This window comes from Sphaerisporangium corydalis (assembly GCF_025506355.1).
In the GTDB taxonomy this organism is placed as follows: domain Bacteria; phylum Actinomycetota; class Actinomycetes; order Streptosporangiales; family Streptosporangiaceae; genus Sphaerisporangium; species Sphaerisporangium corydalis.
Genome location: NZ_JANZYP010000002.1, coordinates 261218 through 283732 on the forward strand (window position 1 = coordinate 261218; position 22515 = coordinate 283732).

General features: G+C 69.5%; 25 protein-coding genes, 1 tRNA gene and 1 other RNA gene. 18 read left to right on the plus strand and 9 right to left on the minus strand.

What is annotated here, in order from left to right:
- Positions 1-141: 141 nt before the first annotated feature.
- On the minus strand, positions 142-660 hold the full coding sequence (locus NYZ98_RS02820; protein ID WP_262840842.1) for a GNAT family N-acetyltransferase: 519 nt from the start codon (positions 658-660) through the stop codon (positions 142-144).
- A gap of 351 nt (positions 661-1011) precedes the next feature.
- Between NYZ98_RS02820 and NYZ98_RS02825 the strand changes: the two genes are divergently transcribed.
- Entirely contained in the window at positions 1012-1290 is a 279-nt protein-coding gene (locus tag NYZ98_RS02825) for a hypothetical protein (protein ID WP_262840843.1), read from the plus strand.
- Positions 1291-1445: 155 nt separating this feature from the next.
- On the opposite strand, the gene NYZ98_RS02830 is transcribed toward NYZ98_RS02825, so the two are convergent.
- Positions 1446-1772: a type II toxin-antitoxin system VapB family antitoxin gene (locus NYZ98_RS02830; protein WP_262840844.1), complete on the minus strand. Its 327-nt coding sequence runs from the start codon at positions 1770-1772 to the stop codon at positions 1446-1448.
- Between the two features lie 69 nt (positions 1773-1841).
- Positions 1842-2720, minus strand: coding sequence for a KPN_02809 family neutral zinc metallopeptidase (gene ypfJ / locus NYZ98_RS02835; protein WP_262840845.1), 879 nt, complete (start codon positions 2718-2720; stop codon positions 1842-1844).
- Positions 2721-3062: 342 nt separating this feature from the next.
- Here ypfJ and NYZ98_RS02840 point away from each other — a divergent pair, with 342 nt between their 5' ends.
- From NYZ98_RS02840 to NYZ98_RS02855, 4 genes are all read left to right on the plus strand, one after another.
- Entirely contained in the window at positions 3063-3389 is a 327-nt protein-coding gene (locus NYZ98_RS02840; protein WP_262840846.1) for a hypothetical protein, read from the plus strand.
- Between the two features lie 546 nt (positions 3390-3935).
- On the plus strand, positions 3936-4193 hold the full coding sequence (locus tag NYZ98_RS02845) for a MerR family transcriptional regulator (protein ID WP_262840847.1): 258 nt from the start codon (positions 3936-3938) through the stop codon (positions 4191-4193).
- 65 nt (positions 4194-4258) lie between these two features.
- Positions 4259-4411: a hypothetical protein gene (locus tag NYZ98_RS02850; protein ID WP_262840848.1), complete on the plus strand. Its 153-nt coding sequence runs from the start codon at positions 4259-4261 to the stop codon at positions 4409-4411.
- A gap of 514 nt (positions 4412-4925) precedes the next feature.
- Complete coding sequence (locus NYZ98_RS02855) at positions 4926-5141, plus strand: tyrosine-type recombinase/integrase (protein ID WP_262840849.1); 216 nt, start codon at positions 4926-4928, stop codon at positions 5139-5141.
- 843 nt (positions 5142-5984) lie between these two features.
- Here the strand turns inward: NYZ98_RS02855 and NYZ98_RS02860 are convergent.
- Positions 5985-6070, minus strand: a tRNA-Ser gene (locus NYZ98_RS02860).
- Between the two features lie 116 nt (positions 6071-6186).
- Here NYZ98_RS02860 and ffs point away from each other — a divergent pair.
- From ffs to NYZ98_RS02895, 7 genes are all read left to right on the plus strand, one after another.
- Positions 6187-6282: signal recognition particle sRNA small type (ffs, locus tag NYZ98_RS02865), an RNA gene on the plus strand.
- 96 nt (positions 6283-6378) lie between these two features.
- Positions 6379-8682: a DNA polymerase III subunit gamma and tau gene (locus NYZ98_RS02870; RefSeq protein ID WP_262840850.1), complete on the plus strand. Its 2304-nt coding sequence runs from the start codon at positions 6379-6381 to the stop codon at positions 8680-8682.
- A gap of 129 nt (positions 8683-8811) precedes the next feature.
- Complete coding sequence (locus tag NYZ98_RS02875; RefSeq protein ID WP_262840851.1) at positions 8812-9159, plus strand: YbaB/EbfC family nucleoid-associated protein; 348 nt, start codon at positions 8812-8814, stop codon at positions 9157-9159.
- A gap of 5 nt (positions 9160-9164) precedes the next feature.
- Complete coding sequence (gene recR, locus NYZ98_RS02880) at positions 9165-9764, plus strand: recombination mediator RecR (protein ID WP_262840852.1); 600 nt, start codon at positions 9165-9167, stop codon at positions 9762-9764.
- The gene (locus tag NYZ98_RS02885; protein WP_262840853.1) at positions 9757-10287 is read left to right on the plus strand and encodes a DUF5063 domain-containing protein; all 531 of its coding nucleotides are present in this window, start codon (positions 9757-9759) and stop codon (positions 10285-10287) included. The genes recR and NYZ98_RS02885 overlap by 8 nt, the downstream gene beginning before the upstream one ends.
- A 174-nt stretch (positions 10288-10461) precedes the next feature.
- Positions 10462-11736: an aspartate kinase gene (locus tag NYZ98_RS02890; RefSeq protein WP_262840854.1), complete on the plus strand. Its 1275-nt coding sequence runs from the start codon at positions 10462-10464 to the stop codon at positions 11734-11736.
- Positions 11733-12842 carry an aspartate-semialdehyde dehydrogenase gene (locus NYZ98_RS02895; protein WP_380706997.1) on the plus strand — a complete coding sequence of 370 codons (1110 nt, stop codon included), beginning with the start codon at positions 11733-11735 and terminating at the stop codon, positions 12840-12842. Before NYZ98_RS02890 ends, NYZ98_RS02895 begins: the two co-directional genes overlap by 4 nt.
- 140 nt (positions 12843-12982) lie before the next feature.
- Here the strand turns inward: NYZ98_RS02895 and NYZ98_RS02900 are convergent, their stop codons facing one another.
- Positions 12983-13666 (minus strand): hypothetical protein, encoded by a 684-nt coding sequence (locus NYZ98_RS02900; RefSeq protein WP_262840856.1) that lies wholly within the window; start codon positions 13664-13666, stop codon positions 12983-12985.
- Positions 13667-14554: 888 nt separating this feature from the next.
- On the opposite strand from NYZ98_RS02900, the gene NYZ98_RS02905 reads away from it, so the two are divergent.
- The 3 genes from NYZ98_RS02905 to NYZ98_RS02915 all read left to right on the plus strand — a co-directional run bounded on the left by NYZ98_RS02905 (position 14555) and on the right by NYZ98_RS02915 (position 16780).
- On the plus strand, positions 14555-15229 hold the full coding sequence (locus tag NYZ98_RS02905; RefSeq protein WP_262840857.1) for a TetR/AcrR family transcriptional regulator: 675 nt from the start codon (positions 14555-14557) through the stop codon (positions 15227-15229).
- Between the two features lie 89 nt (positions 15230-15318).
- Positions 15319-16278: an LLM class F420-dependent oxidoreductase gene (locus tag NYZ98_RS02910; protein ID WP_262840858.1), complete on the plus strand. Its 960-nt coding sequence runs from the start codon at positions 15319-15321 to the stop codon at positions 16276-16278.
- 163 nt (positions 16279-16441) lie between these two features.
- Positions 16442-16780 (plus strand): YkvA family protein, encoded by a 339-nt coding sequence (locus tag NYZ98_RS02915; protein ID WP_262840859.1) that lies wholly within the window; start codon positions 16442-16444, stop codon positions 16778-16780.
- Between the two features lie 77 nt (positions 16781-16857).
- On the opposite strand, the gene NYZ98_RS02920 is transcribed toward NYZ98_RS02915, so the two are convergent.
- Positions 16858-18006, minus strand: coding sequence for an amidohydrolase family protein (locus NYZ98_RS02920; protein WP_262840860.1), 1149 nt, complete (start codon positions 18004-18006; stop codon positions 16858-16860).
- A 365-nt stretch (positions 18007-18371) separates the two neighbouring features.
- A complete protein-coding gene (locus NYZ98_RS02925) occupies positions 18372-19169 on the minus strand; it encodes an SURF1 family cytochrome oxidase biogenesis protein (RefSeq protein ID WP_262840861.1) in 798 nt (265 codons plus the stop codon).
- A gap of 181 nt (positions 19170-19350) precedes the next feature.
- Between NYZ98_RS02925 and NYZ98_RS02930 the strand changes: the two genes are divergently transcribed.
- Complete coding sequence (locus NYZ98_RS02930) at positions 19351-20001, plus strand: DUF3159 domain-containing protein (RefSeq protein WP_262840862.1); 651 nt, start codon at positions 19351-19353, stop codon at positions 19999-20001.
- Positions 20002-20072: 71 nt separating this feature from the next.
- On the opposite strand, the gene NYZ98_RS02935 is transcribed toward NYZ98_RS02930, so the two are convergent.
- Positions 20073-20564, minus strand: a complete 492-nt coding sequence (locus tag NYZ98_RS02935) for a winged helix-turn-helix transcriptional regulator (RefSeq protein WP_262840863.1) — start codon at positions 20562-20564, stop codon at positions 20073-20075.
- 66 nt (positions 20565-20630) lie between these two features.
- On the opposite strand from NYZ98_RS02935, the gene NYZ98_RS02940 reads away from it, so the two are divergent.
- Entirely contained in the window at positions 20631-21164 is a 534-nt protein-coding gene (locus NYZ98_RS02940; protein ID WP_262840864.1) for a GNAT family N-acetyltransferase, read from the plus strand.
- Between the two features lie 57 nt (positions 21165-21221).
- On the plus strand, positions 21222-21812 hold the full coding sequence (locus NYZ98_RS02945; protein ID WP_262840865.1) for a TetR/AcrR family transcriptional regulator: 591 nt from the start codon (positions 21222-21224) through the stop codon (positions 21810-21812).
- Positions 21813-21834: 22 nt separating this feature from the next.
- Here NYZ98_RS02945 and NYZ98_RS02950 read toward each other — a convergent pair whose 3' ends face one another.
- The gene (locus NYZ98_RS02950) at positions 21835-22137 is read right to left on the minus strand and encodes a hypothetical protein (RefSeq protein ID WP_262840866.1); all 303 of its coding nucleotides are present in this window, start codon (positions 22135-22137) and stop codon (positions 21835-21837) included.
- Between the last annotated feature and the right edge of the window lie 378 nt (positions 22138-22515).

The window sequence follows — 22515 nt, forward strand, 5'->3', positions numbered from 1 at the left end:
AAGCCCGCCAGGCCGGGGGGCTCATCGATCTGCATCCCCCATATATAGGGACATAGCGTGATAAATGTCGTTATGGCTTTTGGGTCGGCGATGCCGGGCCGTTGTATCTCGTATCTCGTATCCGGTTAATCGGTTCTTTGGCTATAGATCGGAGAAAGGCTCGGCGTAGGTGAATTCACCGCGCATGGAGGGGGTATAGGCGGCGAGGGTGCGGGCCTGGAAGTGCGGGGCCCATTCGGCGACCGGCGGCGTGATTCCGTACTCCTCCGCCAGGCGGAAACCGAACAGCGGGTAGTAGTCGCTGTGGCCGAGGAGCACGACGAGCGGTTCGCCGAGCGCGTCCGCCGCCCCGAGCACGGCGTGCATCAGCGCGTGCCCGACCCCCCGCCGCTGATGGGCGGGCAGGACGCCCAGCGGGCCCAGCCCGAGCACGGGGACCGGGCCGACCGAGGCCCGGGTGCACACGACGTGCCCCACGACGGCGTCGTTCTCGATGGCGACAATGGAGAGCCCGGGGATCCAGCCCTCACAGGCACGCAGGGCGTCGACCAGGACCGCCTCCGCGACGGGCCCGCCGGTCGCCTCCGGCCGGGCGAACGCGGCGGTGTGCACCTCACGGATGGCCGGGACATCTGCTGGAAGTTCACGTCGTATCAACACTTGCCCAGGCTTTCGGCGCCGGCTCAACGCGTCAATCGAATAAACCTGCGGCACCGGGTCCCCGGCCTGGGCCGCCCGGCTCGCCCGCCGATCGGCCCGGAAGACGCGATGGATCAGGGCCGCACGGCCGCCGCGCCCCTCAATGGAAATGCACTGAATAGCGGCATAGATGGGCTGAATACACGAAACCAAGCCTTTGCCTCTTACGGGCTGCTCGCTGGATTTCGTCCGGTTAAGGTGAGATTTGTAGTTTCTCGCGACGTTTGGGATATCCCGAGAAACCGATACGACGCGCCGTACGCCCGGGTATCGCCTGGGCTCAGACCATCACGATCAACGGAGTGAATTCTTATGCTCAGACAAGCTCTCGCCACCGGAATCCTCGTGGCGTCCGTCCTCGTCGTCCCGGGAGCACTGGCGATCCACTCCGCCGGCGCGTCCACCTCGGCCTCCGCCGCGGCCGTGTCGGCGGCCCCTGCCCAGGAGCAGGCCGCCGCCTGCCGGGGCAGGAAGTGCAACTCCAAGCATCGCGCCCACAAGCGCCACCACAAGCACGGCTCCAAGCACCGCAAGCACAGCCACCACAAGCGCTCCGGGTCCAAGCACAGGAGGCACCACTCCCACCGCTGACGCGATCCGGCTCGTGGCCACACCCGCGCCGTCCCGCGCGAAGCCCCGCGAAGGTCCTCGTGAACGACTCGCGAAGATCTCCGCGACGGGCCTCATCGCGGGGCGGCGTTCCGCGTCGGCCAGGCGGGCTCACGGGCCGGCGCGGAACACGTGGATCATTCGGACGCGGGCTCAGCGGGAGCGGCAGGGGCGTCCAGGTCGAGGACCCGCGCGTGCAGCACCGACCGCTGGTGCAGCGCGGCCCGCAGCGCGCGGTGCAGGCCGTCCTCCAGATAGAGCTCCCCACGCCACTGCACGACGTGGGGGAACAGGTCACCGTAGAACGTCGAGTCCTTGGCGAGCAGCGAGTGCAGGTCGAGCACCGCCTTGGTGGTGACCAATGAGTCGAGCCTGACCTGCCGGGGCGGTATCCGCGCCCATTCGCGATGCGACAGGGCGTGCTCGGGATAAGGACGGCCGTCACCGACTGACTTGAAGATCACCCTGTTCAGTTTAAGAGAGGTTTCGGGTCTCGCCCGCTTCCGCGGTTCGAAAGCGGGCCTCCGACCGGCTCAGATGCCGCCGGAGAAGGTGTCACACTTCCCGGGATCGCCGGACTTGTAACCGGTGCTGAACCACTTGGTCCGCTGGGCCGCGGTGCCGTGGGTGAAGCTTTCCGGGTCGGCCCGGCCCTGGGTCTTCTCCTGGATCCGGTCGTCGCCGACGGCCGCCGCGGCGTCGAGGGCCTCCTGGATGTCGGCGTCGGTGAAGGGCTTCTCGTAGAAGCCGGTGTCCACGGCGTTGTTCGCCCAGACCCCGCCGTAGCAGTCCGCCTGGAGCTCCAGCCGGACCGAGGCGCTGTCGGCGCCCTGGCTGTTGCCGCCGGCCTTGTCCATGGTCCCGAGAAGGTCCTGCACGTGGTGCCCGTACTCGTGGGCGATGACGTAGGCCTGCGCGAACGGGCCGCCCTTGGCGCCGAACTTGCTCTCCAGCTCGTCGAAGAAGGACAGGTCCAGGTAGACCTGCTTGTCGCTCGGGCAGTAGAACGGCCCCACCGCGGAGGTGGCCTGACCGCATCCGGTGTCCACCGCCTGCGAGAACAGAATGGTCTTGGCCGGGGTGTACTGCCCGTTGCCCGCCTTGTCGAAGGCGTCCTTCCAATATGCCTGGATGCTATTCACCACGCCGACGACGCGGCAGTCCTCCGACTTGTCGGCGTCGGAGCCTTTCTTGCAATCCTGGGAGGTGTCCGACGTCGGCTGCGCGCCCGTCGTGTCGCCGCCGCCGCCGACGATGTCGCCGGGGTTGATCCCGAAGATCAGCGCGGCGATGAGGGCGATGATGCCCGCCGCGCCTCCGCCGATGGCGAGTCCGCCACCGCGGATTCCCCCGCCCCCACCTCGGTTTTCGACCTGTGAGGAATCAAGGTCGACATCGTCACGGAAGTCCATTGGCCCGTTGTCCCTTTTCTTAGGTTTTCAGGGTCATTTATGAACCCGCTAGTTCCCCCCAGGGAAACGATCATGCACGTGTAGTGAATAGACCCAGGTCAGAGTGCCTTCTCCAGGCGAGGCGCGGCGACGACTGGCCTGTTTCTGAACGCGGGGCGGGCGACGACGGGCCTGTTCCGAACGTGGGGCGGGGCGCGGCGACGGGCCTGTTCCAAGACCATCACCACAGAGGGCCAACGGCTGGACGAGATCGGTTCGATCCGGGCGCGGGAACCGGGCTACCGACTCATGCCTGGTTACCGTGACATTCAGGCGACCACTGAACGTCAGCTGGAGGTTACCTTGCGTACGGCGAACGTGCTGCCGCTTCCCGTCTGCGACCGAATACCGCCGCCCGCCTACTTCGTGCGGAGCGTCCCGATCATGCCGACCGGCCGGTGGATGCGCGCCAAGGTCACCTCCCAGGGGCCGTTCGTCGCCGGCCTGGCCCTCGCCCTCGCCACCGGCGCGGGCCTCGGCCTAGGCCTGACCCCCTCCTGCCCCCTGACCACCCCGTTCTCCGACCAACCCGGCCTGGCCAACCCCCACCAGAACCCCCCCGGCTCCGGCCTCCCCTACATAGTCCAATGGCAACCCATCCCCCCAACCCTGCTCCCCGCCCACCGCTGAACCCCAAGCCCCGCTCCCGCGACCGGCAAAGGGCATGCCTAACGGAGAAGGACAGGAGATTCGATCTCACATCGAGCGTCACTCCGCCGACTCGACACGAACCTCAAAAGGAGGGGCTTCGCCCCACGCCTTCCTTTGACCTGCCGGGCGCGAGTGACGACACCAACGAACCCCCTGGTATGCGAGCAGGCTGGCCAGGCGTTCCGACCCTCTGGAGATCTTCCAGCTCCACACACGGCGCGATGTCATGCCCTTGAACGAGCTCACCACCAGAGACTGCGCGTTTCGCTGCGCGCGTACGACATCGAGCGGCCACCACCCGATTCCCTGCCCCCATCGGACAGGTCAAGGGCTACCACCGCATCGAATTCACCGACGCCTGAACCCGCTACTGCCCCGACCTCGACCCTGCCGAACGAGGCGAACTGCTGACCTTCGGCAGGGGAAGCCGAAACGGCCGTACCACCCTCAACATCGCAGGTCAGCCCGAAGAGGCCTCCATCCCCGGTACGGCTTGAGCCGTACCGCTGAGGAGAACACCCCACCATGACCACCGCAGCGCGGGACATCATCCGGCTTCACCCGGCCGCCGCCACGGACCCGGAGGAGATGTTGCTACTCACTGTCGAAGAGGCCGCCCGTCAGCTCAGGATCGGCCGGACCAACATGTACCACCTCGTGACGACCGGCGCCGTTGGCTTCAAAGTAGTCAGCCGACTCCGCCGGGTCCCGATCGAGTGCTTGCACAAGTGCGTGAAGAACCGGCTGGCCAACGGCGGTCAGCACGAGAAGACCGTGGCCTGAGAGGGGCACTGAATGAGACGTAGGCCGAACGGTCCCTCAAGTATCTACCTTGGCAAAGACGGTAAATGGCACGGCGGGTGACCGTAGGTGTCAAAGATGACGGCAACCCGGACCGGCGCCACGTGAAGCGCAAGACCGAGGCCGAGGTGATCAAGGCGGTTCGCGAGATCGAGAAGGCGCGCGACGCAGGAAGCGTCCGCAAGTCCGGTCCGCGCTGAACCGTCGCCACCTGTCTGACGCACTGGATCGAGAACATCGCGGTTCCCCCCGCCATCCGTGAGAACTCGCACGCCGCTACCGGGTAGACGTGGTCACTCACCTCATTCCCGGCATCGGGGCTCACCGGCTCGACAGATTGACCCCCGAGCACCTGGAAAGCTCTACGCGAAGATCCAGCGCGGGGAAGTCGGCAGGCAACGCGCATTACGTTCACCGGACCGTCCGCACGGCGCTCAACGTGGCCGTACGACGCGGACACCTTACGAGTAATCCCGCCACACTCGCCAAAGCCCCCGCCATCTCAGAAGAGGAGGTAGAGCCCTACGACATCGGGGAAGTCAAGCGGCTGTTGAGGACGGCCAGTGCCCGACCCCGCAATAGCGCTCGATGGGCCGTCGCGCTGGCACTTGGTCTCCGGCAGGGCGAAGCCCTGGGGCTGAAGTGGGATGACGTGGATCTAGGCCAGCTCGTCACCCTCCAGCGAGATCACCAAGAGCAGGAGAGAAGGACCGCGTGAGCGCTCACCAGCTCTGGCGTGAGGGTGGATGGGTATTCGCCACCGCGACCGGCGAGCCGCTCAACCCGAACAGGGACTACCACCAGTGGGAAGATCTACTGAAGAGGGTCGGACTCCGGGACGCTCGGCTACACGACGCCCGGCAGACCGCCGTCACCGTTCTCCTGCTCCTGGGAATCCCCGAGCGGACCGTGTCGGCCATCATGGGTTGATCGAGTACTGGCATGGCATCGCGGTACCAGCATGTGACCGACACCATGCGGCAGACCATGGCCGAACAGTTGGACGGGCTTCTTTGGGCGCTCAATCAGACAACTCGGAAACCAGGGCCTAGTAGCACGTGCTTCCGATGGAACTTGTGGAATTCCTGCCTCACGCGCGGTGGAGCACTAGTAGCCTCAGATAAGGCGTGTTGTACAGAACGTCTTCGTTCGGGCCGGATCGCTTTCATGCCTTGGATACCGAGGCAAGCCGGTTAACCGAAAGGAGACTTCATGGACGAGGCGCCCGAGAGCCGCTACGCCAGGAACGCTTGCTTTCACCAACGAGTCCGTACCGGACTGGCGTTCGCCAGGTTCGTGATCTGGCTCGTTGTGTGGACGCAGGTCGACGACTGGCAGTAACGGCAGGGCCCCCAGCCCGGGTTTGGGAGACCTTTGCGCGGCTGGGGGCCTTATCGTTTTCATGAAGCGAACCGTGAGCGCTCCGCTCACATGCGCTACCAACCTCTTGTTTAAACCTTGTCCTTATCCATGGACAAGGTTACACAGTCTCATCATGCGTCTCTAGGACTTCGGCCATTCTTGGCAACTTAGGTTCCGCGTTGCGCTTTCCCTGGAGGGGGGAAACGGGGCCGGTTTTGCTGATCTTGTCTGTGATGCTCTGAGGGCTGAGGGGCGTCCGAGTCTCTGGGACCGAGTGACAGGTGGGCGGCCGGGCCGGCGAGCGCGTGCGGCGCAGTTGAACTCCAGCTGAGACTAGAACTGAGACCGCCAAGCACGAGGGGCCCGGTCGGGTGGACCGGGCCCCTCGTGTTCTTGCTGCTCAACCAAGCGCGGAGGATAGGAGATTCGAACTCCTGAGGGGTTGCCCCCAACACGCTTTCCAAGCGTGCGCCCTAGGCCAACTAGGCGAATCCTCCGCCGAGAAGCTTACCGGACTTCGGGGGGCGTGAAGACCACGGGAACGACCACGAATCGGTCTCGGTGTTCGGTGGTGTGGTCGCCCCGAGCACTGCTGGGCCCCGCTAGACTGTCCTCGGACCCCTCGCATGGCGTCATCCTGTGAACCTCCCCAGGGCCGGAAGGCAGCAAGGATAAGCGGGCTCTGTCGGGTGTGCGAGGGGTCTCTTAGCTGGAGTCACGGGACGGTGCCGTCGGATGAGCGGGCTGCACGGCCCTCGTGGGCGTCCGGCGGTCACGCACTCCGGCCCCTAGGCGAGGAGACGGCATGAGTCTCGCGCTCTACCGCAAATACCGGCCTGGGACCTTCGCCGAAGTCAAGGGTCAGGATCACGTCACCGAGCCGCTGCGGCAGGCTCTCAGCTCCGGCCGCATCAACCACGCCTATCTGTTCAGCGGCCCGCGCGGGTGCGGCAAGACCTCCAGCGCGCGCATCCTGGCGCGGTCGCTCAACTGCGAGAAGGGCCCGACGCCCGACCCGTGCGGCGAGTGCGAGTCCTGTGTGGCCCTGTCCTCGACCGGTCCCGGCCACCTCGACGTCATCGAGATCGACGCCGCCTCCCACGGAGGCGTGGACGACGCCCGCGACCTGCGTGAGCGCGCCTTCTTCGCCCCGGTCTCCGCGCGCTTCAAGATCTACATCATCGACGAGGCGCACATGGTGACCCGTGAGGGGTTCAACGCGCTGCTCAAGCTCGTCGAGGAGCCCCCGCCCCACCTGAAGTTCGTCTTCGCGACCACCGAGCCGGAGAAGGTCATCGGGACGATCAAGTCCCGCACCCACCACTATCCGTTCCGGCTGATGCCGCCGGCGACGCTGCGCCTGCTCATGGAGGAGATCCTCGGCTCCGAGTCGGTGCCGTACGAGCCCGCCGCGCTGCCGCTGGTGGTGCGGGCGGGCGCCGGGTCGGCGCGTGACTCCCTCTCGATCCTCGACCAGCTGCTGGCGGGGTCCGGCGACACCGGAATCACCTACGCCCGCGCCGTCTCGCTCCTCGGCTACACCGACGGCGACCTGCTGGACGAGATCGTCGCGGCGTTCGCCCGGCGTGACGGTGCGCTGGTGTTCCAGGCGGTGAACCGCGTGATCGAGGGCGGGCACGACCCGCGCCGGTTCGCGATGGACCTGCTGGAGCGGTTCCGCGACCTGGTGGTGCTCGCCAACGTCCCGGAGGCGGCGGCCAACGGCCTGCTCGACCGTCCGGCCGACGAGCTGGAGCGGCTGGTCGGCCAGGCGGCGTCGATGGGGCCCGCCGAGCTGACCCGGGCCGCCGAGGTGTTCAACGCGGGGCTGACCGAGATGCGTGGCGCGACCTCGCCCCGGCTGCTGCTGGAGCTGATGTGCGCCCGGGTGCTGCTGCCCGCCGCCGAGCAGGGCGAGGCGGCGCTGCTCGCCCGCCTGGAACGCCTCGAACGCGGCGGACCGGTGGCTCCCGGCGTCCAGGCGCCCGCGCTTCCCGCCCCTCCTGCTCCGGCCGCCCCCCGTCCCATATCGTCCGGGCCTCCGGCGGCCGGCACGGTGATCGCCGAGGACGAGCCGCCCGCCGCCGAGCCCGTCCAGCCGGTCCAGCCCGCGCGCCCCGCCGAGGCACAGGCGGCGCGGCCCGCGGTGGCGGTCCAGGCACAGGAGGCCCCGGCCGCGCGGCAGGCGGAGGGACGCGCGCCCGCGGCGCGCCGTCCGGCGGACGACTGGCCCGCTCCGGCCCGCGCGGGCGCCCCCCAGGCGGGAGCCCCCCAGGAGGCGCCGCGCCGTCCCGACGCGGCCCCGACGGGGTTGGTGTCCCCCTCGGGAGGGGCCTTCCACCAGGTCTGGCCGCAGGTCCTCGAGGTCCTCAAGCAGCGTTCCCTGTCGGTGTGGGCGAACGTGAACACCAACTCCCAGCTCATCGGCGTCGAGGGCAACATCGTCACGCTCGGCTTCAGCCAGGTCGGCGCGATGCGCAACTTCGTGAACGGCGCCAAGGACTCCGTGGTCGCGGCGGCGATCAACGCGGTGATGGGCGGCGACTGGCGCGTGGAGGCCGTCGTCGGCAACTCCCCGGGTGGCGCGCCCCTGTCCGCCGCCTCCGCCCCGGCCTCCTCGGGCCCCGCGCAGGCCGTACGGCAGTCGCCCGCGCCGAGGGCCGCCTCCCCGCGTCCGGACGGCCCTGCGGCGCCCCAGGCGCAGTCCACGGCGCGAAGGCCGGCCGCAGGCGGCAAGGACGCGCCGGCGGGGAACCGGCGCCAGGCCGACGGCCAGAGCCCCCAGAGCCCCCAGAGCCCCCAGGGCGTCCCGGCGCCTTCGGACGAGCCGTGGCCGGACGCCCCGCCCCCCGACGACGAGGGCACCCCGCCGAGGACCGGCTTCACCGCCGCGCGTACGGCGGCGGGTGCCGCGGCGCAGGCCGGGCCGCGCCAGGCGGGTGCCGCCGCGGGCTGGCCGGACGCGGTGCCGCGCCGTCCCACGGCGGGCGACGCGGACGACGTCGATCCCTACAACGACGCGGACGCCGGCCCCGACTCGCTGACCGGGATGGCCCTGGTCCAGCGGGAACTCGGGGGCCAGATCATCAGCGAGATCGACCACCCCTAGCCGCGCGAGGGCGGCGACACCGCGCACCCATCTGGTATCCCCACGCGAACACTGACGTGCGCCAGTGCAACATGCGTGGCAAACCCCGTAGGCTCGTGCCACACGCGAAGCCATGAGGAGCGCACGATCGTGAATCCAGGGGATGTCAACTTGCAGCAGTTGCTGGAGCAGGCGCAGCTCATGCAGCAGCAGCTCGCGACGGCCCAGCAGGAGCTCACCGACGCGGAGATCCAGGGGAGCGCCGGAGGCGGCCTCGTCGTCGCGACCGTCAACGGGAGTGGTGAGCTGCTCGAACTCAAGATCAGCCCCAAGGCCGTCGACCCCGGCGACCCGCAGGACACGGCCGACACGATCGCCGACCTGGTGATCGCCGCCGTGCGGGACGCCGTCCGCGCGGCCGCCGATCTTCAGCAGGAGAAGCTGGGCCCGCTCGCGCAGGGCCTCGGCGGGGGCGGTCTCCAGCTGCCGGGGTTCTAGGCATCATGTACGAAGGGGTCGTCCAGAGTCTGATCGACGAGTTGGGGCTGTTGCCCGGCGTCGGTCCCAAAAGCGCGCAACGCATCGCCTTCCACCTGCTGGCGGCCGATCCGGTCGACGTCAAACGGCTGGCGCACGTGCTGCTGGAGGTCAAGGAGAAGGTCCGGTTCTGCCGCGTCTGCGGGAACGTCGCGGCTGAGGAGGAGTGCCGGATCTGCCGGGATTCCCGGCGCGATCCCCACGTCATCTGCGTCGTGGAGGAGTCCAAGGACGTCGTCGCGATCGAGAAGACCCGCGAGTTCCGCGGGCGCTACCACGTGCTCGGCGGGGCGATCAGCCCGATCGAGGGCGTCGGACCTGACGACCTCCGCATCCGCGAGCTGATGAAGCGGCTGGCGGACGGCGAGATCACCGAGCTGATCCTCGCGACCGACCCGAACCTCGAGGGGGAGGCCACGGCCACCTACCTCGCCAGGCTGGTCAAACCGATGGGTTTGAAAGTGACACGATTGGCCAGCGGTCTGCCCGTGGGCGGCGACCTCGAGTACGCCGACGAGGTCACCTTGGGCCGCGCTTTCGAAGGACGGAGGCTGCTGGATGTTTGATGAGTGGAGCGCTCTCGCGGATCGCATCGCGACGCATGCGCAGAACTACCTCGACGGCCTGACCAGGCTCGCGGGCGGTGAGGGCGGCGACGCGACGCTCCCCATGCTGCTGGTCGAGGTCGCGCAGGTCAGCCTGGCCGGCTCGCAGCTCGGCGCGGCGCAGGACGTGATCCTGCAGGGCAACTTCGAGCCCGCGACCGGCCCGGACCCCGATCTCGACGGCGTGCGCACGGCCCTCGCCATCCGCCTCGGCCCGGTGGACGACTACGCCGAGGTCTTCGACCCGTACAAGGACACGGTCGTCACGGCCTACCGGCTGTCGGACGACCTGGCGGCCGTCGCGGCCGATCTGGTCCACGGGCTCGGGCACTACCGCGCGGGACGCCCGCTCGAGGCGCTGTGGTGGTGGCAGTACTCCTATTTCAACACCTGGGGAAACCACGCGGGCGCCGCGATGAGGGCTCTGCAGGCGCTGGTGGCGCACACGCGGCTGGACGTGGTCGAGGAGACCACGACGGCCTGATCGTCCACAGGCTGAGCCCGGTCGTCCACAGGTCGCTGACCGTCATCCACAGTTTTGACCGGGATTTCCACAGGTCAGCGCGGTGGTTGTCCACATGCTGGCCAATTCAGTTGGGCCTTCTGGACGCCCCAGTAGACTGAGAGCTCCGCAGACTGAACCTTTGGGAGACATCCCGTGGCGCTCGTTGTCCAAAAATACGGTGGTTCCTCCGTTGCCGAGGCGTCCCGCATCAAACGGGTCGCCCAGCGGATCGTCGCGACGAAAAAGGCCGGCAACGACGTCGTGGTGATCGTCTCGGCGATGGGCGACACGACGGACGAACTGCTCGAACTGGCCCAGCAGGTGACGCCGCTGCCCCCGGGGCGCGAGCTCGACATGCTGCTGACGGCCGGTGAGCGCATCTCGATGGCGCTGCTCGCGATGGCGATCGCCAACCTCGGCCACGAGGCCAGGTCGTTCACCGGCTCGCAGGCCGGCGTGATCACCGACTCCACCCACGGCAAGGCGCGCATCATCGACGTGACCCCGGGCCGCATCCAGGAGGCGCTGCAGGTCGGCCAGATCGCGATCGTGGCGGGCTTCCAGGGCGTGTCCCAGGACACCAAGGACATCACGACGCTCGGCCGGGGCGGCTCCGACACCACGGCCGTCGCGCTCGCGGCGGCGCTGGACGCCGACGTCTGCGAGATCTACACCGACGTCGACGGCATCTTCACCGCCGACCCGCGCATCGTCCCCGCCGCGCGCCAGATCCCCCGCATCTCCTACGACGAGGCCATGGAGATGGCCGCCTGCGGCGCGAAGATCCTGCACCTGCGATGCGTGGAGTACGCGCGGCGGTTCGGCCTGCCGATCCACGTCAGGAGCTCGTTCAGCAGCAGGGAAGGCACATGGGTCGTCTCCGATCCCAACAATGAAGGAATCGAGATGGAGCAGCCGATCATCTCCGGTGTCGCACACGACCGGAGCGAGGCAAAGATCACAGTCGTCGGGGTGCCGGACAAGGTCGGAGAGGCCGCGGCCATCTTCAGGACGCTCGCCGACGTCGAGATCAACATCGACATGATCGTGCAGAACATCTCGGCCGCCGCCACGGGGCGCACGGACATATCCTTCACGCTCCCCTCCGCCGACGGCACCGTCGCCGTGACGGCCCTGAAGCGGATCCAGGAGGAGATCGGGTTCGAGAAGCTCCTGTTCGACGACCAGATCGGCAAGGTCTCCCTGGTCGGCGCGGGCATGCGCTCACACCCCGGCGTCACCGCCAAGTTCTTCGGCGCCCTGGCCGACGCCGGCGTCAACATCGAGATGATCTCCACGTCCGAGATCCGCATCTCGGTCATCGTCGGGCAGGACGAGGTGGACTCGGCCGTCACCGCCGCCCACCGTGCCTTCGACCTCGACGTCGACCAGGTCGAGGCCGTCATCTACGGGGGGACCGGCCGATGAGCGACCGGCCACACCAAGCCAGCGAGGAGAGTGACCCGGCAGTGAACGCCACCAAGCCCACCCTGGCCGTCGTCGGCGCGACCGGCGCCGTCGGCACGGTGATGCTGGACATCCTGTCCAGCCGCCCCGACGTGTGGGGCGAGATCCGGCTCATCGCCTCGGCGCGTTCGGCGGGCAAGAAGCTCGTGGTCAGGGGGCGGGAGGTCGAGGTCGTCGCCCTGTCCCCTGAGGCGTTCGACGGGGTACGGGTCGCCATGTTCGACGTGCCCGACGAGGTGTCGGCCGAGTGGGCGCCGATCGCGGCCTCGCGTGGCGCGGTCGTGGTCGACAACTCCGGTGCCTTCCGCATGGACCCCGAGGTGCCCCTGGTGGTGCCCGAGTGCAACCCCGAGCAGGTGCGGCAGCGGCCCAAGGGCATCATCGCCAACCCCAACTGCACGACCCTGTCGATGATGGCCGCCCTCGGCGCCCTGCACCGCGCGTACGGCCTGCGGGAGCTGGTCGTGGCCTCCTACCAGGCCGTCTCGGGGATGGGCGTCTCCGGGCCCGCGCGGCTGTATGACGAGATCGCCGCCGTGGCGGGCAACCGCACGATCGGCACGGTCGCCGGGGACGTGCGCAAGGCCGTTCCCGACCTCGTCGACTCGCCGTTCCCGGCGCCGCTGGCTTTCAACGTCGTGCCCGCGGCCGGGTCGCTCAAGGAGGACGGCTGGTTCTCTGAGGAGCTCAAGGTCCGCAACGAGTCCCGCAAGATCCTCGGCATTCCCGGCCTGAAGGTCTCCGCGACCTGCGTCCGGGTCCCGGTCATCACCACCCACTCGCTGGCGGTGCACGCCACCTTCGCCGAGCCGGTGACGGTGGCGAGCGCCCGGGCGGTGCTGGAGGAGGCCCCGACCGTGGTGGTGCTGGACGACCCGGCGAACGGCATCTTCCCGACGCCGGCCGACGTCGTCGGCACCGACCCCACCTACGTCGGCCGCATCCGCCAGGCGCTCGACTTCCCGAACACCCTCGACATGTTCGTCTGCGGCGACAACCTTCGCAAGGGCGCGGCCCTCAACACCGCGGAGATCGCCGAACTCCTCGCCGCGGAGTTCTCCGCCTAGCCCTCCCGCCTCCCCGCCTCCCCGCCTCCCCGCCTGGCGCCCGGCCGACGGCCCGCCAGGCGGGCCCGGCCACGGCCCTGCCAGGCGGGCCCGGCCACGGCCCTGCCAGGCGGGCCCGGCCGACGGCCCCGCCAGGGGGGTCAGCGGAAGAGGATGTCCCAGTGGCTGGGCTCGTTGGCGTAGACGGTGTAGCCCTGGGGGTGGCGTTCGTAGAAGAGGCGGGCGCCGTCTCTGCGGACCTGGCCGGCGCGCTTCCTGCGGACGTACCGGTCGACGCACCGGTTGTGCGCTATGTCGATCTTGTAGCCGTTGCCGTGGCTGTAGCGGCCCCCGGCGTGGCCGGTCTCGGTCCCGCCGGTCACCGTGAGGGGGCAGTGGCTGCGGTGCCTCAGGTTGACCAGACCCCACAGGGTTCCCAGCCGCACGGAGGCCAGGGACGTGCAGGAGGGTCCGAGGCGGTCGACGCAGTGCCCGGATGACCGCCACCTCAGCCCGGCGAGGCGGAGGCGGCGCGTGGCCTGCGGGTGCTGGAGCCGTACGGCGCGGAAGCGGCGGTGCTGCCGCCACATCATCGCGCCGACCATCCGCGCCCGGGCCTGCGCCACGACCGTCCGCCGCGCCCTCGTCGTGTCCGCCGTCCGGCCGGGCATCGAGTAACTGATCCCCCGCAACCGCACGTTCCGGCCGCTCACCGGCCCGCCCCAGGCCTTCGCCCGCACGGCCCGCGCCCTCACCGGCACCGCCCGCGCCCGTGCCCGCAGCGCTCGGGTGCTCGCGGTCGCGGTGCGGCCGCTCGCTCGTACGGCCCGCGCGTTCACCGGCACCGCCCGCCTCCCTGCCCGGAGCGCTCGGGTTTCTGCGGGTGCGGTGCGGCTTTTTGTCGGTGTGGATCGGGTTCCGAGGGACAGGACACTGGGGTGGTTCGGTCGTTGTGCCCGGGTTTTCGCTGGTACGGCGAGGGTGACGGGTTGCAGGGCCTGGGTGTCGAGGGGCAGGGCGTGGACGGTCGCCGAGGGGGCGCCGGTGTCGGCGGCCATGGCTGGGGTGACGGCGGGTACGGCCTGCCTGCCTGCGGGTACGGCCGGGCTGGTCGCGCGTGCGGGGTGTCTCTTTGTGCGTACGGTTCGGCCGTTCACGGGTACGGCGCGCTTCGCGCGTACGGTTCGGCCGTTCGTGGGTACGGCGCGGTTCGCGTGGGTGGTTCGGTTGTTCGCGCGGGTGGTCGCGGAGGTGGTTCGGGGGGTTGATTTGCCGGTGGGGACATTCGACGGGGTGCGGGCTTTACGTGGGGTGGTTTCGGCAGGGGTGCGAGGTTTTCGAGGGGTGGTTTCGGCAAGGGTGTGGGCTTCTTGGTGGGTTAGTTTGGGTGGGGTCTGAGTCCCTTTTGGGATGGTTTGGGGTTTTTGTTGGGTGGTTTGGGGCGTTGTGGTGGTGGGGCGCGGCGGTGTGGCCGCCCAGGCGGTTTCTGCGGAGCCCAGCGTCATCACCGTGATCTGTACGGCGAGCAGCGCGCAGGCGCCCAGCCACACGGGTCCCCGAGTGCATGGATGCAAAGCCATATTGATCCTCTGTCGCAGGGCGCCCCTCCGCCAAGAAGATCTATCCCACCCGCGCAAAGTGCTGACTCCACTACTCTGTGTATTTTTGCGGGAAAATAGCGGGCATGCTGTGCGTCTGTGACCTTGAAGGGCTCCGGGTCGTACAGTGGCCACGTGGTCGAATCGACGCCGAGAGCGCGTGGGGGAGAAAAGACCCGGGATGTCATCGTCGAGACGGCCCTGCGCCTTTTCCGGGAGCGGGGGTACGAGGCGACGACCATGCGGGCCATAGCGGCCGAGGCGGGTGTCTCCGTTGGCAACGCCTACTACTACTTCGCCTCCAAGGAGCAGCTGGTCCAGGCCTACTACGACCGGGCGCAGGCCGAGCACGAGGCCGCCTGCCGCGAACTGCTCGCCGGCGAGCGCAGGTTCGCGGCCCGGCTGGACGGCGTGCTCCGCGCCTGGGTCCAGGTGTCGGAGCCGTACCACGGGTTCGCCGTCAAGTTCTTCAAGCACGCCTCCGAGCCCAGCAACCCGCTCAGCCCCTTCAGCGGGGAGTCGGCCCCGGCCCGCGAGGCGGCGATCGAGATCTACCGCCAGGTGGTCGAGGGCTCCGCCGACCGCATCGACGTCGAGCTGCGTGAGGAGCTCCCGGAGCTGCTGTGGCTGTCGTCCCTCGGGGTGGTGCTGTTCTGGGTGCACGACACCTCGCCGGGGTGCGAGCGCACGTACCGGCTGATCGAGGTGATGGTCCCGCTGATCGACCGGCTGGTCGGCCTGTCCCACCTGCCGGGCCTACGCGGTGTGACCAGGGACTTCATCACCGCGATGCGCGAGCTGCGCGCCTGACCCCGCGAACCCGGCCCGTGAAGATCGGGGGCGCGAAGGCGATGCGCTCCATACCGTCCGGTTGGTACGGTCGGTGCGGAGGTGGACAGGTGAAGCGTTGGGGAATCACGATCCCGTTCTTCGATCTCACGATGGCCGAGTCCAGGGACCTGGTGGCCGAGCTGCCGGGACTCGGTTACACCGACGCGTGGTCCGCCGAGGTCAGCGGCACCGACGGCTTCGTCCCGCTCGCTCTGGCCGCCGGCTGGGCGCCGGAGCTCCGCCTCGGCACCGCCATCATCCCGGTGTCGACCCGCGGCCCCGGGCTGCTGGCGATGTCGGCCGCCACGCTCGCCGACGTCGCGCCCGAGCGGTTCGTGCTCGGCATCGGTGCGTCGTCCCCGGTCATCGTGGAGCGCTGGAACGCGGGCGAGTTCGTCAAGCCGTACGGCAGGACGCGCGACACCCTGCGTTTCCTGCGCAGGGCGCTCGCCGGCGAGAAGGTGACAGAGAAGTACGAGACCTTCGAGGTCAGGGGCTTCAAGCTGGAACGGGCGCCCCAGGTGGCGCCGAAGATCGTGCTGGCCGCCCTGCGCCCCCGCATGCTGCGCCTCGCGGCCGAGGAGGCCGACGGCGCCATCACCAACTGGCTCTCCCCGCAGGACGTGCGCAAGGTGCGGGCCGAGACGGGTCCGGAGACCGAGCTGATCGCCCGGCTGTTCGTGTGCGTGAGCGAGGACGTCGACAGGGTGCGCGCCCTGGGCAGGCGCATGCTGGCGGCGTACCTGACCGTGCCGGTGTACGCGGCCTTCCACGACTGGCTCGGCCGGGGTGAGATCCTGCGCCCGATGCACGAGGCCTGGGCGGCGGGCGACCGCCAGGCGGCGCTCAAGGCCATCCCGGACGAGGTCGTGGACGATCTCGTCGTGCACGGTGACGCGGCGACCTGCCGGGCGCGGATCCGGGAGTACGTCGCCAACGGCCTGACGACGCCCGTGCTGGCGCCGATCCCTGACGGTGAGGTCTCCATCCCCCAGGCCGTGCGGGAACTGGCCCCCGAGGCGTCCTGACGCCGTCCGGGGCACGGGATGCCGCGCCGGCGAAGCTCCTGCCAGGGGCGGAACTCCGCGTGCCGCGCCGGACGTTATCGGGGTGCGTGGCAGGGTAGTGGAGCGCGGTCAGGAGGTCCGACCGTGCGCGCGTCACCGTGGGCACAGACGGAGGTGGCCGATCATGGGCAAGACTGGGCGGGCGACCGCGGCGTATCGCGCCTACAAGGACGTGAGCAGGCCCGGATCGCCGGGTCTGATGGCTCGGATCAAGGCGTTTCCGAGGATGATCGGCGGCTCGATGCGCGGCGAGTACCGCGACCTCGGCAAGGGCAAGCTCGCGATGATGGGGCTCGGCGTCCTGTACATCGTGTCCCCGTTCGACATCGTCCCCGACTTCCTGCCGCTGATCGGCGTGACCGACGACTTCGGCGTGTTCCTGTGGCTGATGAGCTCCCTGCTCGGCGAGAGCGGTCGCTACCTCGACTGGGAGCACAAGAAGGTGCGCGGCGAGGTCGTCTAGCGACGGCCGTACCCGATCCAGGCGGTGGCCCCGGCCCGGGTGGTGCGCCCGGCCCGGGTCACGGCGGTGGACCGCTCCTAGAGCTCTTCCCTGAGCAGCCAGGCGCGCGAGGGCAGGGGATGGCCGAACAGGCGCGCCGCGTTCCCGTACGCGACCCTGGAGATGTCGGCGGGCGGCAGGCTGCCGAGGTTGCGCGCCAGCGCCTGCTGGACGTCCGGCCATGTGGAGTCGGACCGGGGGTACCCGCTTTCGAGCAGGACGTGCTCCAGCCCCACGGCCAGGCGCACGCCGGACAGCGCGTAGTCGTCCAGGGTGCCGAAGTAGAAGTTGCGGCGGAGCACCTCGCTGGGCTTGAGCCCGCCCTCCCAGGTCGCCTCGCCCGCCACGGGGTGGTCGAGGGCGTAGTCGGCGCGGGCGGCCAGCATGGGCAGCCACCCGACGCCGCCCTCGACGATGAGGATGCGCAGCTTGGGGAAGCGCAGCGGCACCCCCGACCACAGCCAGTCGGCGCAGGCGAACATCGCGCTCGCCGGGATCATCGTGGTGATGGCCTCGATCGGGGTGTCCGGCGAGGGCACCGGCGACCAGGACGAGGCGCCGGTGTGCAGGCAGACGACCGTGCCGGTCTCCTCGCACGCGGCGAAGAACGGGTCCCAGTGGCCGGTGTGGATGGACGGCAGGCGCAGCCGCGTCGGGAACTCGGGGAAGACCACGGCCTTGAAGCCGCGCGCCGCGTTGGCCCGGACCTCCTTGGCCGCGACCTCGACGTCGGGGAGCCAGGGAAGCTGCAGGGCGATGATGCGCTCGGGGTAGGTGCCGGCCCACACGTCGCAGTGCCAGTCGTTCCACGCGCGGGTGAGGGCCAGGCCGAGGTCCTGGTCGCGGGTCTTGGCGAAGGCCATGCCGGACTGGACGGCGAGCATGCCGGGGAAGCTCAGCGCCGCCCAGACGCCGGCGATGTCCATGTCGGCGATGCGGGCCTCGATGTCGTGGCAGCCGGGCCGCATCTCCTCGAACCGCACCGGGTCGAGGGTCCACTGGTCGCGCGGCAGGCCGGCGCCGGCGTCCATGCCGGCGCACGCGTAGGTGCCGCCGCCGTAGCGCCACACCTGGTGGGCCGCCTCGGTCTCCACGACCTTCGGGGCGAGGTCGACGTACTTGTCGGGAAGTCTGCCGTCGAACAGGTCCGGCGGCTCGATCAGGTGATCGTCGACGCTGATGATCACATAATCTCGCCGCCTCGGCTCTGGGTCAGGGGGCAGCGATGTGTTCACAGGGAAAACCGTATGCCGCAGGAATAACACGAGACAAGCTGGGAGGTCTCCGGTTGGTATCCGTTGCCGGCCCGCCGGGTGTCGGGCGTCGTCAGAGCCCTTACCTGAAATCGTGACGATTCCGACAATAAGCATGTCATGGGGCGATGACCTGTGTGGCCGATGTCATCGGCGCCTCCGGTTCCGTCAACCGACGTTCCACCGAAACGTTACGGGTGCCACGGACCTCGCGCGCCGCGTACGGCCGGTTCGGTCGCGCCGGTCCAGGGGCGCCGGGTCACGTACGGCCGGTCCGCCCCGCGCCGCGTACGGCCGGTTCAGTGGCCGGGGGCCGGGACCGCGCCCGAGGCCGTGGTGGACTCCCGCTCCGTCTGGAGGTCGCGGGCCTCGCGGCGGATCAGCATGATCCACCCGCCGATGGCGATGCCGATGAACAACCACCACTGCACCCCGTAGGCCAGGTTGAGCCCGCCGCCCCCGCCGACGTCGGGCTCGGGGACGGGCTCGGGAGCCGTCGCGGAGGCCGGCCGCTGCGCGGTCAGCTCGACGTACCCGCCGAACAGTTCGTACGGCATCCCCTTGCCGATGCCGGGGGTGTCGATCAGCAGTACCTGGCGCGGCGGGAGGCCGGGGCGGTCGTTGATGCCGGTGCTGTCCTCGGTCTCGGACTGGCGTAGCCGCCCAGTGACAGTTACCTCACCGAGAGGCGCGGGCGGGACCTCCGGAGGGGTCTCCGCGGTCGGTCCCATCGGCACCCAGCCGCGGTTGACGACGACGGCGGTGCCGTCCGCGGTGACCAGGGGCGTGAGCACGAAGAAGCCGGGCTGGCCGTTCTGCACGCGGCGCCGTACGAGCAGCTCGTGGGCCGGGTCGAAGTGGCCGGACGCCGTGACGCCGCGGAACCTGACCGAGGCGGGCACCGTGCCGCCCGGGGTGTCCAGGCTGGTCAGCGCCACCGGGGCCGCCGCGAGGTTGCCGGTCGCCAGTGAGCTCGACGCGGACCGCTCCTCATATCGCCCGAACTGCCATCGGCCCAGGAGGACGAACGAGGGGATGAGTACGAGGACCAGCAGGTGGAACGCCAGCCAGCGAGGCCTCAGGAGGAACCGGTACACGTTCTCAGCCTAGGCAGGCCGGTGGGCGGTCGGTGACCCGCCCGTGGCACCGCGCTCTCAGGCGCGGCGGGGACGCGGAAACCGCGCGATCATGATCTTTTGGAACCGCTCGCGGACGGCTGGAGCATGCCGTACGGTCGTGTGGATTCCTCCGCCCTGGCCTCCGGGAGCCCTTCCAGACATGACCACGCCCACGTTCGCGCTGCCCGCCGCCGAGCGGCATCCGGCGTTGCCCAGGATCCCCGTCCTGATCCGGCACGCGGTGCCTCGCGTGCTGGAGGGCATGATCCTTCCGGTGGCCGTGTTCTACGCAGGACTGCTGGTCGCGGGCATCCACGGCGGGCTCGTCATGGCGGTGGGCTGGGTGTACGGCGGGGTCGCGCTGCGGCTGGTCAGGCGCAAGGCCGTCCCCGGCACCGTCCTGCTGGCGATGCTGGCGATCACCGTGCGCGCGGCGCTCGCGCTGGTCACCGGCGACGTCGTGATCTACTTCCTGCAGCCGACGCTCGGGGTGTTCTGCGCGAGCCTGGCGTTCCTGACCACGGCCGCCGCGCCGCGCCCGCTGATCCAGCGGGTGACCACCGACCTCGTGCCGCTGCCCGACCACCTGATCCACGATCCCCGCATGCGCCGGTTCTTCGTGCGCCTGTCGCTGCTGTGGGGCGCCGTGCAGTTCGTGAACGGTTCACTCAGCCTGTGGCTGTTGTTCAGCGAGTCGATCGAGACCTACCTGATCGTCAGGACGGCGGCGGTGGCCGTGCTCATGGTCCTGGCGGCGGGGGCGTCGCTGCTCGCCTTCAAGCGCGTGCTCGGGTCCATGCAGCTGGCCTGACCCGCGTGCCTGGCCGGGCCCGACCCGTGTGCCCTGGCGCCGGTCGGCCACGCGGGCGCCGGGACGTGGCGCTAGCCGGCCATGCGGGCGCCGGGACCGAACCGCGGGGTGACCTCGCGGGGCGAGGCCACCTCGTGGTCGTCCGCGCAGCGCAGGTACGCCCCGACAGGGGACCCGCACCCCCGGTGGGTGAGCACGATCGCCGGGCCTTCGGGGTCGGCCGTGTAGTGGTCGCCCCACTGCATGAGGCTGACCATGATCGGGTAGAGGTCGAGGCCCTTCTGGGTGAGGCGGTACTCGTCACGCTGCCGGCTGCCGGGCTCGCGGTAGGGCACCTTGCGCAGCAGGCCCTCCTCGACCAGCCTGGCCAGCCGCGCGCTGAGCACCTGCCGGGGCGCCCCGGTGCCGGTCTGCATGTCGGCGAACCGGCGTACCCCGTTGAACGCCTCTCTCAGCACGAGCAACGTCCACTTCTCGCCGATGACGGCGAGGGTCCGTTCGATCGAGCAGTTCTGCACCCGGTGGGGAAGCGGGTCGGTCATGGTGGCATCGTAGGCGCTCATTTTTCGTCCCTCCAACGCCGCTAAGTCTAGTTGACAGACTCAGCTGGACTAGGGGAGGCTGAGTCCATGATGCGAACTCAGGTGGAGGCTCCACCGGTCTCCGTCCCGGCGGTCACGGCGATCGAGTTACGGCCCGCGCGGATGGACGACGAGCAGCGGGTGAGGGCGTTCGTGGAGGCCCTTTCCCTGAAGAGCCAGACCCTGCGGTTCTTCGCCGGGCTCACCCGGCCGGACGCGCGCCTCGTCCGTTCCATGATCATGATCGACGAGCGCCGCGACGTCCTGCTGGCCGTGGACGGCGATCAGCGCGTCGTCGGCCACGCGATGAGCTTCCGGCGGAGCGACGCGACCGAGATCGCGGTCGTGGTCGCCGACGAGTGGCAGGGGCTCGGGCTCGGCTCCCGTCTGGTGGGGACGCTGCTGCGCCGGGCCGTGGCGCGGGGGGCGGTCATGGTGGGCATGGACGTCATGGGGGACAACCGCAAGGTCCTGTCCATCATCAAGCGGTGGTGGCCGGACGCGCAGGTGCGCATCGAGTCGGGGACGGTCGAGATCCTCGCCAGGATCGGCCGTGGCGAGGGGCCGGGCGGCGTCGTCTAGGATTGGGTCCACCGCACAGTTTGCAGAACAAGGTTCTGCTGAGCGACCATTGACGGTGTGAAGAGCGCGAAGAACGGGCGAGACGGCCGGACCAGGATCATCGAGGGCGCGCTGCGCCGCTTCAGCCAGGACGGGGTCTCCGCAACGACGCTCGCCAGCCTCCGCCAGGAGAGCGGCGTCAGCGTCGGAAGTTTCTACCATCACTTCGCCAGCAAGGAACACGTCTTCGGGGTGCTCTACTCCGAGATCCAGAACATGTACCAGCAGACCTTCGTCGAGGAGCTGTTCCGGCACGACAGCGCCCAGGGCGGCATCGAGGCGATCGTGGCCATGCACATGGCGTGGTGCGGCGAGCACCCCGAGCGGGCCCGCATCCTGATCAGCGAGCGCCCGCCCCGGCGTGACGAGCCGGGCGGCCCCGAGGTCGCCGAGGCGCGCCGCGCGTTCTTCCGCCAGGTCTCCGACTGGTGGCGCCCCCACATGAAGGCCGACGTGCTGCGGCCGGTGCATCCGACGATGTGTTACGTCCTGTGGCTCGGCCCCGCCACCGAGATGTGCCGGTTGTGGTTCGCGGGCGCGCACCAGCCCACCGAAGAGGAGATCAAGTCCCTCTGCGAGGCCGCCTGGCACAGCCTCCGTCTCGCCTGACGATGGGAGCGCGGTACGGGGATCAGATCAGCTGGCGGAGGCGGGTGGGGACGCGCCAGACCTCGTGGTCGAGCGATATGTCCAGGCGCAGGTCCTGGCGCTGGCGGCGGAGGCCGGGGACCTGGAAGCGGTCGGAGACGTCGAAGCGCCCTCGGCGCGGGTAGCCGAAGCCGATGGCGCCGGGCAGGACCCGCAGATCGTCCCGGTTGCCGCAGCGGGGGCAGGTCCAGGCGACGAGGTCCATGCCGCGGTTGTAGTCGTGGCAGGCGAGGAAGTATTCGTCCGGCTGGAATCTGGACTCGCAGGCGAAACACGGGATCAACATCAAGATCCGCTCCTTGAACATCTGGTGCGGGTGGCTTACGCCCCAGTCGTATCTCTACCCGCTTAACCGCTGCTTGCGAACCACTTGAATGTCCGGGGCTCCAGGTCGTCTATCCGGCGCCCGACCTGCGGCTTTGTCGCAGATTTGGTGATATTGATCCGGCGTTGATCCGATATTGAGCGCCCGCCGCGAGCCTGTTCTCGTAGGTACGGAGCTTGGGGGGTTCCGGTTCCGTGCCGACGTCCGGCCGGTCGTCATCAGTGAGGCGACCGGCCGTCGCGAAGCGCCTCCGGTAGGCACCGGGCCCCCTGGCGCTGAGCGGCGGCGGGCGACCGGCCGGGCACTCAGAACAACACATAGATGGATCTATACACCCAT